This is a genomic window from Pseudoduganella aquatica, from assembly GCF_020865585.1.
Taxonomy (GTDB): Bacteria; Pseudomonadota; Gammaproteobacteria; order Burkholderiales; family Burkholderiaceae_D; genus Rugamonas; species Rugamonas aquatica_A.
The window spans coordinates 763,952-776,783 of record NZ_CP086370.1 but is presented as its reverse complement, the minus strand read 5'-3'; the positions used below and the strand labels follow the sequence as shown (position 1 = coordinate 776,783).

The following is a 12,832-nucleotide window of genomic DNA, read 5'->3' as shown; positions in this document are numbered from 1 at the left end:
GACTATGAAACTCAAATTCACCAAGATGCACGGCGCCGGCAATGACTTCGTGGTCATCGACGCCATCAGCCAGCAGATCGACTTGACGCCCGCGCAATGGAAACAGCTGGGCGACCGCCGCTTCGGCGTGGGCGCGGACCAGATGCTGGTGGTGGAGAAGCCGACCCAGCCGGGCTGCGACTTCCGCTACCGCATCTTCAACAGCGACGGCGGCGAAGTCGAACAGTGCGGCAACGGCGCGCGCGCCTTCGCCAAATTCGTCTCGCAAAAAGGCCTGACCGACAAGCGCAGCATCAGCGTGGAGACCATGGCCGGCATTATCGCGCCGCGCCTGGAGGACAACGGCAACGTGACGGTGGACATGGGCGCGCCCGTGCTCGAGCCGGCCCGCGTGCCCTTCGACGCGGACGGCCTGGACGGCGTGGCGGAGGGCCGCGACACGCTGTGGCCGCTGGTGCTGGAACTGGGCGGCGACAAGGAAACCGTGCTGGTGTCGGTGGTGTCGATGGGCAACCCGCATGCGGTGCAGCTGGTGGGCGACGTGGACACGGCCCCGGTGGAGCTGACCGGGCCGCTGATCGAGCACCATCCGCGCTTCCCGCGCCGGGTCAACGCCGGCTTTATGCAGCTGCTGAACCGCCAGCACATCCGCCTGCGCGTGTTCGAGCGCGGCGTGGGCGAAACGCTGGCCTGCGGCACCGGCACCTGCGCGGCCGTGGTGGCCGGCATCCGCCGCGGCCTGCTCGATTCGCCGGTGACGGTGGACGCGCGCGGCGGCCAACTGGCCATCGCCTGGGCCGGCGAAGGCCAGCCGGTGTATCTGACCGGCCCGGCCGTGACGGTGTACGAAGGCGAGATCGAGATCTAAGCGGCCTGCAGCCGGGCGCCGGGCGCGCCGTCCTCGCCGCGCTCGCCTTCGGCTTCGGCCTCATCCTCGAGCAGCCAGGTTTTCAGCCGGTACAGGCGCTGGCGGTAATTGCCTTCCGGCCCGTCCAGGCCGGCATCCACGCTGTCGAACAGGCGGCTGATGCGGTCCAGCGCCTGGCGCTGCTGGGCGTTGCTCACCAACACCAGGCGGCGCTTGCCGCGCCCGTAGCTGGCGCGGATGTCGACCACCAGGCAATGGCCGTGGTCGGCCGCCTTCACATCCAGCAGCAGCGCTTCGGCCCGGCTCAGGCCGAACCATCCCGCCAGTTCCACCCGCGCCGCCAGCAAAGGCTGGTTGCCCAGCAATTCCCGGCTCAGGCCCGGCAGGCTGGCGGCCCAGCCGCCGCCGCTGTCCGGCGCGATGCGCCGCAGCGCCGCCTGCGCCTCCGCGCAGCCCTGGGCGGCCGCCTTCTGCAGCCAGTAGGCCGCGCGCACGTCGTTCTGCCCGCCGCCGCGCCGGGTGCGCCAGGCGTGCATGCCGCATTCCAGCTGCGCCGCGCTGTGGCCCAGGTCGGCGGCGCGCTCCAGGCAAGCCTGCGCCTCGCTGACGCTGCGCTGGGAAAATTCCGGTTTTAAATAGATGCGCGACAGCGCGAACCAGGCGTCCGCCAGGCCCTGCTCGCCGGCCAGGGTCAGCCAGCGGATGGCGCGCTTGAAATTGGCCGCCGCGATGCCGCCGTGCACGCGCTCGCCGTCCCGGTTCATGCGCGCAAACCACAGCCCCAGCGACAGCTGGGCGATGCGTTCGCCGCCGTGCGCGGCCAGTTCGCGGCAGCGCATGCCGATGCCCTCCGCATCCGCTTCCGGGTCCAGCTCCATATTCGCGTCCGCCCCGGTGGCGGCACCGGCCAGCGCCCGCGCGCAGCGCGCCAGCAGCTGCACCTGCTGCGGCGCGATCTGCCAGCCGGCGGCGCGCGCCGCCTCGGCGTCCAGCGGCGCGTCGCGCAGCAGCTGGCGCACCAGCGGCAGCGCCTGTTCGAGAAAGACGGCGCGCGGCTGCGTGCCCCAGGCTTCGTCCAGCGCCACATAGGCCAGCGTGCTGACCAGCACAGGCGCACCCGCCGGCGCCGGATGCGGCGGCGGCTGCCGCTGCTGGGAAAGCGGCGCCGGCGCGGCGGCCGGCCGCTGCTGCTGGGCCACCAGGCGCAGCGCTTCCGGCAGGCCGGCCCGCACCGCCGCGTCCAGCGCCTGCATGGCCTTGGCGCGCAGCGAGGAGCGGGCGCCGGCGGCGGCCGCGCCCAAGGCGCCCAGGGCGCCCAGCGCGCTGGCCGTGTCGGTTTCGCCCGGCGGCGCATTCAGTACCAGCTGGGCCAGCACCAGGCCGGCCGGCAGCACGCCGGCCTCCCAGGCCCGCTCGTACCAGGGCAGGATGGCTTCGCGGCTGTGCTGTGCGTGTTCATATCCCACGTGGTTGCCGATCAGCCGCCATGCCTCGTCCCGTCCCTGCTTGGCGGCGCGGTGCAGCCAATGCAGGGCAGTAGGCAGGCTTTGCGGCAGACTGGCGCCACCGAACAAATACAGTTTCCCCAGCGCCAATTGGCATTGGGAGTCTCCAGCGCGCGCCCCTCTGATCATTACTAGTTCTTCACGATTTGCCATCGTTCCACTATTAATATGATTCATTCAAGAAAAACGCAGCGGTATGGCGAACCAGGTCATTGCCCGGTCGCCTAGTTATGGCTTGATCTTGCCACATTCCAACTAGCGCAGTAAGGGCTAGTGTCGCTTTATTGCCTATCGTGTTAGCCGTTAAATGCTAAGTGTTTGATATAGCTCAAATTCCGCTGCACGGCAAAGCGTGTACGCTAATTGCAATCCCATTAACTAAACGAAAGGAAACCTTGCCGCCCAGCATGCAGTGGACAGCTATTCAAGCGTTTCAAAAATACAACACGAAACCACATTTTTTTGGCTTTCGACCAATACTAGCCCTCATAATCGACCAATCCTTCGCCGTGAGCGCAGCGAGCAATTAAGGTTCAGAGCAGACGGCTGCCGTATGCAGAGACTCATCCAGCAGCTCATGTTTTAAAAGCTCTTTGATCGATTAATCATAAAAGGAAGAACAAATGAAAAAATCATTAGTGGCCCTGGCACTCATGGGCGCCTTCGCTGGAGCTCATGCGCAATCGTCTGTCACTATTTACGGCACCGTCGATGCCGGCGTTTCGAAAACCACCGGCACCACCGCCCAGATCGGCAAACGCGACAACAACAAACTCGGCTTCCGCGGCGTGGAAGACCTGGGCAGCGGCCTGAAGGCCCTGTTCCAGCTGGAGATCCGCTACGAGCCGGACACCGGCACCATAGAAAGCACCTCGGGCGCCAACAGCCGTCCGCTGTTCCAGGGCCAGAGCCGCGTCGGCCTGCAGGGCGACTTCGGTACGGTGCGCCTGGGCCGCGGCCTGACCCCGTTCCAGGAAACCTCGACCGCCTTCGAGCCATGGAGCGGCGTGCCTGCCGTGGCCGGCTACCAGACCAATCTGCAAGTGGCCGGCTACACCAGCGATCCGCTGGCGCCACCGGGCACCTCGGGCAACCGCTTCTCGAACGCCGTGTGGTACAACACCCCGGTGATCAACGGCTTCCAGCTCAACGTGGCCGTGGGCGCCAAGGAAGCGCTGGGCAACACCGTGGCCATCGTCGGCCGCGGCACCACGCTGGCGCCGCAGTACGGCGTCAACGCCCTGCCGTCCGCCAATCCATGGGGCGCCAGCGCCACCTACACGCTGAACCAGTTCGCCGCCTACGCCGCCTATGAGCGCAACGCGATCGAAACCAAGCTGTGGTCGGTGGGCGCGTCGTACAAGCCGATGCCGGCCCTGAAACTGATGGCGACCTACCAGAAGCAGGACATGGACCACACCGTGCTGCCCAACGCCGCCAACCACGAGACCGACGCCTGGATTATCGGCGCCAACTACACCATGGGTCCGGGCAAGCTGCTGCTGGGCTATGGCGTGAAGACGCCGGACCGCATCCTGAAGACCAAGCAGGCGTCGATCGGCTACGAGTACAACATCTCGACCCGCACCTATATCTACTTCGACCTGTCGAACAAGAAGACCCCGCTGCCGGCCACCACCGCCACCACCAACGACAGCACGGTCAACCACTATTCGGTTGGTATCCACCACAACTTCTGATGCGCGCGCGCTTCAGCTGAACCGGACGGACCCCACGCGGGTCCGTTTTTTTTGCCTTGCAAAACAATAGCCTAGGGCGCTGTGACTTTTTTGCAACTGCGCATCAGGAAGCAACATGGCTTTCTGTACAAGGCCCGATTGCCGTGTCATATTGGTTGCACCGGATTAGTACGCACGTACTATTTTGAGAATAAAAAAACAAATCAATCTTTTGGAGACTGCATGAAAACTAAACTGCTCGCAGCGGGTATCGCCGCATGCTTCGCCGCGCCTGCCATGGCGCAATCCTCGGTCCAGATCTACGGCATCGCCGATGCCGGCGTCATGTATGTGAAAAACGGCGGCCAGGACTCCAAGGTCAAACTGGTCAGCGGCATTGCCGACGGCTCGCGCCTCGGCTTCCGCGGCACCGAGGACATGGGCGGCGGCTACAAAGCCATCTTCAACCTGGAAGCGCGCGTGGAACTGGACAACGGCCGCCAGCAAACCGGCAACCTGAGCAGCAACCCCACCTTCGCGCTGACCGAAGGCCTGAACTTCACCGTGCCGGCCGCCGCCGGCGGCGCCGCCACGGCCGAAAAGCTGAAGGCCGGCGTGCAGGGCGCGCTCAACCCCGCCATCAACGTCAACATCACCAACGCGCTGTTCGACCGCACCTCCATGGTCGGCCTGGTCACGCCGGTGGGCGCCATCCTGCTGGGCCGCATGTACACCCCGGGCTATGAGGTGCTGAACGCCGGCGACGTGTTCGAGTCGGGCACGGCGGCAGGCTGGGGCGGCATCGTGGGCGGCACCGGCGGCCTGCTGACGGCCGGCGTGGCGATCCGCTCCGACAAGTCGATCCAGTACCGCATCGAACTGCCGAACGGCATCAAGGCCGCCGCCATGTACGGCACCGAGAAATCGGGCTACATCGGCATGGACAAGCGCTCCTGGGGCGCCAATGTGCGCTACGTGGCCAACGGCTGGGACGTCGGCCTGGCCCACAACCACGGCACCGACCAGGTCGGCGCGCGCGGCCTGGTGACCACCACGCTGGCCGGCTCCTACGCCTTCGACAACTGGAAGCTGTTCCTGGGCACCCACAAGCAGAAGAACGAGAACTCGGTCATCATCCGCTACGCGGGCGACCTGCTGGCGCCGACCTTCGCCGCCTTCCCGGCGCCGCTGAACACGCTGCTGGCCGGCCAGGCCAACGCCGCGCTGAAGCGCAACTTCCTGCTGGACGCGATCAGCTACCAGGTGGGCTTCCACTACAAGGTGGGCGCCGGCCGCATCATGGCTTCCGTGGTGCGCCAGGACGACAAGCGCGCCGACGCCAGCGACGCCACCCAGTACGGCCTGGGCTACGACTACAACCTGTCCAAGCGCACCGACGTGTACGTGGTGGGCGCCTACATCAAGAACGAAAACGACGGCCAGTACGCCATCGGCGCGGCCAGCGCGTCGGGCGGCTTCACCGCCAAACCGGGCGATTCGAGCAAGGGCATCCAGGTGGGCATGCGCCACCGCTTCTGACCCTGTTTCCGCACCACACCGAAAGACGCCTGCGGGCGTCTTTTTTATTGTGCCGTCGGGTAGAATGTGGCTTGCTCTCAACCCACAAGCTGAACAATGGATGCCACCGCCGTACTGCAATACCTGACCGACCACCCGCACTTCTTCGAGGAGCACGCCAGCCTGCTCGGCGAGGTCAAGCTCTCCAGCCCGCTGACCGGGCGCGCCGTCTCGCTGCAGGAACGCCAGATGGAAGTGATGCGCGACAAGTACAAGGCGCTGGAGCTGCGCATGGCCGAGCTGTCGCGCCACGCCAAGGAAAACGAAACCATCGCCGGCCGCTTCCACAGCTGGACCCAGGCCCTGCTGCAGGTGCGCGAAGACGGCGCCATGCCGCGCGTGCTGGCCGACAGCCTGAAGAGCAGCTTCCACGTGCCGCAGGCCACGCTGCGCCTGTGGGGCGCCAAGCCGGAATACACCGGCCAGTGGTTCACCGCCGGCGCCTCGGACGACGCGCGCATCTTCGCCAACAGCCTGATGGCCCCCTACTGCGGCGCCAACAACGACTTTGAAGCGGTGCGCTGGCTGGACGACGCCGGCACGGTGCAGTCGACCGTCATCATCCCGCTGCGCAAGCCGGGCAGCGCCGGCAGCAAGGGCGCCACCTTCGGCCTGCTGATCCTGGGCTCGCCCGACTCCGAACGCTTCACCTCGCTGATGGCGACCGACTTCCTGGTCCACATCGGCGAAACGGCCAGCACCGCGCTGGCGCCGCTGGTCGGCTAAGGCCGCCATGAGCGCGCGCAGCAAAGCCGACTGGGCGCACGCCTACCTCGAGCAGCTGCGCACGCAGCGCAAGCTGTCCGCGCACACCCTGGACGCCTACCGGCGCGACCTGGCCGAACTGGCCGCGCTCAGCGGCGACACGCCATGGGACGCGCTGGGCCAGGCCGACGCGCGGCGCTACGCGGCCCGGCTGCACAGCAAGGAACTGGGGCCGCGCTCCATCGCCCGCAAGCTGTCGAGCTGGCGCGGCTTCTTCGACTGGCTGGCCGGGCAGACCCCGCTGGCGGCCAATCCGGCGCACGGCGTGCGCGCCCCCAAACGCCCCAAAACCCTGCCCAAGGCCCTGCCGGTGGACGACGCGGTACGGCTGGTGTCGACCACGGCGCGCGCGCAGGCGGCGGCACCGGAACCGGCCGAGCTGTGCAACCAGGCCATGTTCGAGCTGATGTATTCCAGCGGGCTGCGGGTGTCCGAGCTGGCCGGGCTGGACCTGCGCCACAGCCCGGAGGCGCTGGGCTGGCTGGAGCAGGACAATGCCGACGTGACCGTGCTGGGCAAGGGCGGCAAGCGCCGCACGGTGCCGGTGGGCAAGGCCGCCATGGCCGCCATCGCCGCCTGGCTGGCGGTGCGCCCGCCGCCGTCCGACGGCAGCGCCGCGCTGTTTACCAGTGCGCGCGGCACGCGCGTGTCGCCGCGGGTGGTGCAGCTGCGCCTGAAAGCGCACGGCCTGGCCACCGGCGCGCCGGCCAGCGTGCACCCGCACATGCTGCGCCACTCCTTCGCCTCGCACCTGCTGCAGTCGTCCGGCGACCTGCGCGCCGTGCAGGACATGCTGGGCCACGCCACCATCGCCTCCACCCAGGTCTACACGGCGCTGGACTTCCAGCACCTGTCCAAGGTGTACGACCAGGCCCATCCGCGCGCCAAAGTGAAATAGCCTGCGCTGCGTCAAGGCTGGCGTTTGGCCGCCTGGCCCAAATTGCGGCATAATCGCTCGATCCCGGCCCCGAGGGGGCCACCAACTACTGATCGGCAAGCTGACATGGCACTCATTCCCACCACCATCCTCACCGGCTTCCTCGGCGCGGGCAAGACCACGCTGCTCAACCGCATCCTGCAGGAAAGCCACGGCATGCGCATTGCCGTCATCGAAAACGAATTCGGCCAGGAAAACATCGACAACGAAATCCTGGTGCAGGACAGCAAGGAGCAGATCGTCGAGATGAACAACGGCTGCATCTGCTGCACCGTGCGCGGCGACCTGATCGTGGCGCTGTCGACGCTGGCGCAAAAGCGCAACGCCGGCGAGCTCAACTTTGACCGCGTGGTGATCGAGACCACCGGCCTGGCCAATCCCGGCCCGGTGGCGCAGACCTTCTTCGTGGACGAGGAAGTGGGCGCCCACTACATGCTGGACGCCATCGTCACCGTGGTGGACGCGCGCCACGCCATGCAGCAGCTGGACGCCAACGAGGAAGCGCAGCGCCAGGTGGGCTTCGCCGACAAGCTGCTGCTGTCCAAGACCGACCTGGTGGACCAGGCCGTGCTGGACGAGCTGCTGCCGCGCCTGAAGCGCATCAACCCGCGCGCGCCCATCAGCCAGTCCAACTTCGGCAGCGCGCCCATCGCCGAGGTGCTGGACCTGAAAGGCTTCAACCTGAACGAGAAGCTGGAACTGGACCCGGACTTCCTGGCCGCCGAAGAACACGGCCACGACCACCACGACCACGACCACGAGCATGGCGAGCACTGCAACCACCCCAGCCACGCCCACGACCACCACCACAGCCGCCACACCGACGACATCGCCGCCTTCGTCTTCAAAAGCACGCGTCCCTTCGACAGCGCCAAACTGGACGAATTCCTGGGCGGACTCGTCAATGTGTACGGTCCTCGCATGTTGCGCTACAAAGGCGTATTGTTGATGCAGGGCGCCGAGCGCAAGGTGGTGTTCCAGGGCGTGCACCAGCTGATGGGCAGCGACCTGGGCGCCAAATGGGCCGAAGGCGAAGAACGTGGCAGCAAAATGGTATTTATTGGCAAAAATCTACCGAAAGACATCTTTATTAGCGGATTGGAACAATGTTTGGTATAAACTAACCGGGTTTTGTGGGGTGCCGGTTGGTGCAGGTAACAAAGTAACGTTCCGGTGCGGTTGCCAGCAATCGCGCAACTGAAAATTTGAAAACTCTGTCGTATCGAAGGTAAGCGAAGTGATGACTAAAACTAATAAATCGACCCCCGCCGCTATCGAAGAAGTCCGCCTCCTCACGGAAGAAGAAATTCTGAAAATGGGCGAAGCCGACTACATGAATCCGGCGCAAATGGCGTTTTTCAAGGCCAAGCTGCAATCCTTGGAAAAAGAGCTGCTGAAAAATGCCGGCGAGACGACCGAACACCTGCGCGAAACCGTGCTGGTGCCGGACCCTGCCGACCGCGCGACCATCGAGGAAGAACACGCACTGGAACTGCGCACCCGCGACCGCGAGCGCAAGCTGCTGAAGAAAGTGCAGCAATCCATCGTCGCCATCGATAACAACGAATATGGCTGGTGCGAAGAAACCGGCGAGCCGATCGGCATTCCACGCCTGATCGCCCGTCCGACCGCCACCCTGTCGCTGGAAGCGCAGCAGCGCCGTGAACTGAAGCAAAAGCTGTACGGCGACTAAGCAGTCCGCCGCCGCCAGCCACCCCGGCGTATGGACGCAGGCGGGCGGCTCACTCCCCAAAAAGCATGCCGGCCACACCGCATGCTTTTTTTGTTTTCCGGCTTGCTCTTGGGCTACACTAGGAGTCCAGCATAGCGAGGAACGCCGTGGGCCTGTTTTCCCTGTTTAAAAAAGGCAAGCCGGACGCCGCCGCCACGGACGGCGACGACGACGCCGCGCGCCTGGCCGCCAACAGCGAAGCGCAGCGCGCCGCCGCCAACAGCCAGCTGCAGCGCGACATCGCGCGCGCCACCGCGCTGAAAATCGACGCCATCGAAGCGGCCATGGAAGCCGACATCTTCAACACGCCGGAACCGGCCTGGGGCAGCCGCCCCGCGCGCCCGGTGCTGAACGCGGCGCCGGCGCCCGCCGACAACCCCGCCACCCTGCCCCTGCTCGACGCCAGCACCACCCAGCTGCTGGCCGACGACGAGATTCCGGCCCCGGTGGCCGACAGCGCCACCGCGCCGGTGGTGGAAGAAAGCGCCATCCTGTACGCCAACGGCCAGGCCGCGGTCGCCGAGCAGATGCTGGCCGGCGCGCTGGCCGAAGCCGCCGCCGCCGGCCTGGGCGCGCAGCAGGACCGCACCGTCTGGTGGCTGCTGTTCGACCTGCACCAGGCGCAGGGCCAGCAGGAACAGTTCGACAGCCTGTCCATCGACTACGCCAGCACCTTTGAAACTTCGCCGCCGCCCTGGCGCGGCGCCGGCGGCGCTGCGGCGGCGCCGGCGGCAGCCCCGTCCGGAGCGCCGGGCGCAAGCTACGCCGGCGTCGCCCCCACGCAGGTGTTCGGGGCGGTGCTGGACGCCGGCGCCGCCGCCGTGATCGCGCGCGTAGAGGCAGCCTGTGCAGCGGACGCCGCCGTCCCGCTGCGCCTGGACTTCAGCGCCATCGCCAGCGCCGACGCAGAAGGCTGCGCCCTGCTGCTGGCCGCCCTGCGTAGCCTGCAAAAACAGGGCCGCGAGCTGATCGTGGTCGCCGCCGCCGAGCTGGCCGCGCTGTTGCAAGGCAGGCTCACGGTGGGTGACCGCGCGGACGGCGAAGCGCCGTGGCTGCTGCTGCTGGAACTGCTGCAGCTGCTGAACCGCGAAAAAGACTTCGAAGAAGCCAGCATGGACTACTGCGTCACCTTCGAGGTGTCGCCGCCGCCCTTCGTGGCGCCCAGCAAAGTGGCCACGGCGGCGCGCGCGGCGGTCCCGGCGGCGGCGGCGGGCAAAGCGGCGGACCGCTTCATGCTGCCGGCCGTGGTGGAAGGCAATTGCACCGCGCTGCTGGACGCCGTCGGCGCCTACGCCGAACAATATCCGGCGCTGGTGTTCGACTGTTCGCGCCTGGCGCGGCTGGACTTCGGCGCCGCCAACCTGTTGCTGAGCCGATTGCAGCAACTCGCGGCCGACGGCAGGAGAGTAGAATTCCGGGAAGTGAACCACCTGGTGGCCGCCCTGCTGCGGCTGCTGGGCTACGCCGGCGTGGCGCGCATCTTCGCCCACAAGTACTGAGCCCAAGCAATGAGCCGGCCGGGTCCGGCGTCTTGCAATTGCGCGCACTATCCCCATGTCAGGGACTGGCGCCGGCATCTGCAGCGGGCGTTGCGCGCCATGCGCGAGCGCCACTACTTTTGAGGTCTACATGGAACAATTTCACGGCACCACCATCCTGTGCGTGCGGCGCGGCGCGGAAGTCGCGCTGGGCGGCGACGGCCAGGTCACGCTGGGCAACATCGTCATGAAGGGCACGGCCCGCAAAGTACGCAAGCTGTACCAGGGCAAAGTGCTGTGCGGCTTTGCCGGCGGCACGGCCGACGCCTTCACCCTGCTGGACCGCTTCGAAGCCAAGCTGGAAAAACACCAGGGCAATCTGCTGCGCGCCTCGGTCGAGCTGGCCAAGGACTGGCGCACCGACCGCGTGCTGCGCCGCCTGGAAGCGATGCTGCTGGTGGCCGACGCCACCTCGACCCTGGTCATCACCGGCAACGGCGACGTGCTGGAGCCGGAAAAAGGCATAGGCGCGATCGGCTCGGGCGGCAGCTACGCCCAGTCGGCCGCGCTGGCGCTGGCCGAGAACACCCAGCTGAGCCCGGCCGAGATCGTGAAAAAATCGCTGACCATCGCCGGCGAGCTGTGCATCTACACGAATATGTCCCACATTATCGAAACGCTGGACGGGAAAGCGGAATGAATATGACTCCTCAAGAAATCGTCGGCGAGCTCGACAAGCATGTGGTCGGCCAGGGCAAGGCCAAGCGCGCGGTGGCCATTGCGCTGCGCAACCGCTGGCGGCGCCAGCAGGTGGCCGAGCCGCTGCGCCATGAAATCACGCCGAAGAACATCCTGATGATAGGCCCGACCGGGGTCGGCAAGACCGAGATCGCGCGCCGCCTGGCCAAGCTGGCCGACGCGCCCTTCATCAAGATCGAGGCGACCAAGTTCACCGAGGTGGGCTATGTGGGGCGCGACGTGGACACCATCATCCGCGACCTGGTGGACATCGGCATCAAGCAGACCCGCTCGTCCGAAATGGCCAAGGTGCGCGCGCGCGCCGAGGACGCCGCCGAGGACCGCGTGCTCGACATCCTGCTGCCGCCGCCGCGCGACTTCGGCTTCGCCACCGCCGCCCCGGCCGAGGAAGGCAAGCCCGACACCACGCGCCAGACCTTCCGCAAGCGGCTGCGGGAAGGCGAGCTGGACGACAAGGAAATCGAGATCGAGCTGGCCGACACCGCGCCGCAGATGGAAATCATGGCCCCGCCCGGCATGGAGGAAATGACGGAGCAGATCAAGTCCATGTTCTCCGGCATAGGCGGCGGGCGCAAGAAGGCGCGCAAGGTCAAGATCAAGGAAGCGATGAAGCTGCTGCTGGACGAGGAAGCGGCCAAGCTGGTCAACGACGACGAGATGAAGCAGAAAGCCATCCAGAACGTGGAGCAGAACGGCATCGTGTTCCTGGACGAGATCGACAAGATCGCCTCGCGTTCCGAAGTGGGCGGCGCCGACGTCTCGCGCGCCGGCGTGCAGCGCGACCTGCTGCCGCTGGTGGAAGGGACGACGGTGAACACCAAGTACGGCATGATACGGACCGACCACATCCTGTTCATCGCCTCGGGCGCCTTCCACCTGGCCAAGCCGTCCGACCTGATACCGGAGCTGCAGGGGCGGTTCCCGATCCGGGTCGAGCTGGAATCGCTGTCGATCGCCGATTTCGAGCGCATCCTGACGTCGACCGACGCCTGCCTGACCAAGCAATACGAAGCGCTGCTGGGCACGGAGGAGGTGCAGCTGGTGTTTGCGCCGGACGGCATCACGCGGCTGGCCGAGATCGCCTACCAGGTCAACGAGCGCACGGAAAACATCGGCGCGCGGCGGCTGTACACGGTGATGGAAAAGCTGCTGGAAGAGATCTCGTTCAGCGCCAGCGAAGGCGGCGTGCAGACGCTGACCATAGACGCCGGCTACGTCAACGCGCGCCTGGACGCGCTGGCGGTGAACGAAGACCTGTCGCGCTACGTGCTGTAAGGGAAAGGGGGCAGACGATGGCCAACAAAGCCTTGGCGACGCGGCAGAAGATGCAGTTCCGCGTCGAGCCCTCCCAAAAACCGCGCAACCCCTACGCGGCGCTGGCCAAGAACCGCGTCGCCGGCCCGCACGCCAAGCCCGCCGCTGTGCAGCGCCACGCCGCCAAGGCCGCCCTCAAGAAAATCGACCCAGCCAAATCCGACGACTAAGCTCCCGCCATAGCAGCCTGAGCCGCACTTCCCTCACCCCGGGGTCA

Annotated in this window: 12 protein-coding genes; 11 read left to right on the top strand and 1 reads right to left on the bottom strand. The window is 66.5% G+C overall.

Features of this window, described 5'->3' with window-relative positions; translation table 11 throughout:
• Positions 1-4 precede the first annotated feature (4 nt).
• On the top strand, positions 5-868 hold the full coding sequence (gene dapF / locus KT882_RS03460) for a diaminopimelate epimerase (RefSeq protein ID WP_161071530.1): 864 nt from the start codon (positions 5-7) through the stop codon (positions 866-868).
• On the opposite strand, the gene KT882_RS03455 is transcribed toward dapF, so the two are convergent.
• A complete protein-coding gene (locus tag KT882_RS03455; RefSeq protein WP_321170320.1) occupies positions 865-2,463 on the bottom strand; it encodes a tetratricopeptide repeat protein in 1,599 nt (532 codons plus the stop codon). The genes dapF and KT882_RS03455 overlap by 4 nt on opposite strands.
• A 533-nt stretch (positions 2,464-2,996) precedes the next feature.
• On the opposite strand from KT882_RS03455, the gene KT882_RS03450 reads away from it, so the two are divergent.
• The 10 genes from KT882_RS03450 (at position 2,997) to KT882_RS03405 (ending at position 12,785) form a co-directional block, all read left to right on the top strand.
• Positions 2,997-4,073, top strand: a complete 1,077-nt coding sequence (locus KT882_RS03450; protein WP_161074545.1) for a porin — start codon at positions 2,997-2,999, stop codon at positions 4,071-4,073.
• 222 nt (positions 4,074-4,295) lie between these two features.
• A complete protein-coding gene (locus tag KT882_RS03445; RefSeq protein WP_161074546.1) occupies positions 4,296-5,591 on the top strand; it encodes a porin in 1,296 nt (431 codons plus the stop codon).
• Between the two features lie 96 nt (positions 5,592-5,687).
• Complete coding sequence (locus tag KT882_RS03440) at positions 5,688-6,356, top strand: DUF484 family protein (protein ID WP_161074547.1); 669 nt, start codon at positions 5,688-5,690, stop codon at positions 6,354-6,356.
• A gap of 7 nt (positions 6,357-6,363) precedes the next feature.
• Positions 6,364-7,293, top strand: a complete 930-nt coding sequence (locus KT882_RS03435; RefSeq protein ID WP_161074548.1) for a tyrosine recombinase XerC — start codon at positions 6,364-6,366, stop codon at positions 7,291-7,293.
• A gap of 105 nt (positions 7,294-7,398) precedes the next feature.
• A complete protein-coding gene (locus tag KT882_RS03430; RefSeq protein ID WP_161074549.1) occupies positions 7,399-8,451 on the top strand; it encodes a CobW family GTP-binding protein in 1,053 nt (350 codons plus the stop codon).
• A 121-nt stretch (positions 8,452-8,572) separates the two neighbouring features.
• Positions 8,573-9,025: an RNA polymerase-binding protein DksA gene (gene dksA / locus KT882_RS03425; RefSeq protein WP_161074550.1), complete on the top strand. Its 453-nt coding sequence runs from the start codon at positions 8,573-8,575 to the stop codon at positions 9,023-9,025.
• A 146-nt stretch (positions 9,026-9,171) separates the two neighbouring features.
• Positions 9,172-10,563: an STAS domain-containing protein gene (locus KT882_RS03420; RefSeq protein WP_161074551.1), complete on the top strand. Its 1,392-nt coding sequence runs from the start codon at positions 9,172-9,174 to the stop codon at positions 10,561-10,563.
• Between the two features lie 130 nt (positions 10,564-10,693).
• Positions 10,694-11,242, top strand: a complete 549-nt coding sequence (gene hslV / locus KT882_RS03415) for an ATP-dependent protease subunit HslV (protein WP_161074552.1) — start codon at positions 10,694-10,696, stop codon at positions 11,240-11,242.
• Positions 11,239-12,576 (top strand): ATP-dependent protease ATPase subunit HslU, encoded by a 1,338-nt coding sequence (gene hslU, locus KT882_RS03410; RefSeq protein WP_161074553.1) that lies wholly within the window; start codon positions 11,239-11,241, stop codon positions 12,574-12,576. The genes hslV and hslU overlap by 4 nt, the downstream gene beginning before the upstream one ends.
• Positions 12,577-12,593: 17 nt before the next feature.
• Complete coding sequence (locus KT882_RS03405) at positions 12,594-12,785, top strand: hypothetical protein (RefSeq protein WP_161074554.1); 192 nt, start codon at positions 12,594-12,596, stop codon at positions 12,783-12,785.
• Positions 12,786-12,832 lie beyond the last annotated feature (47 nt).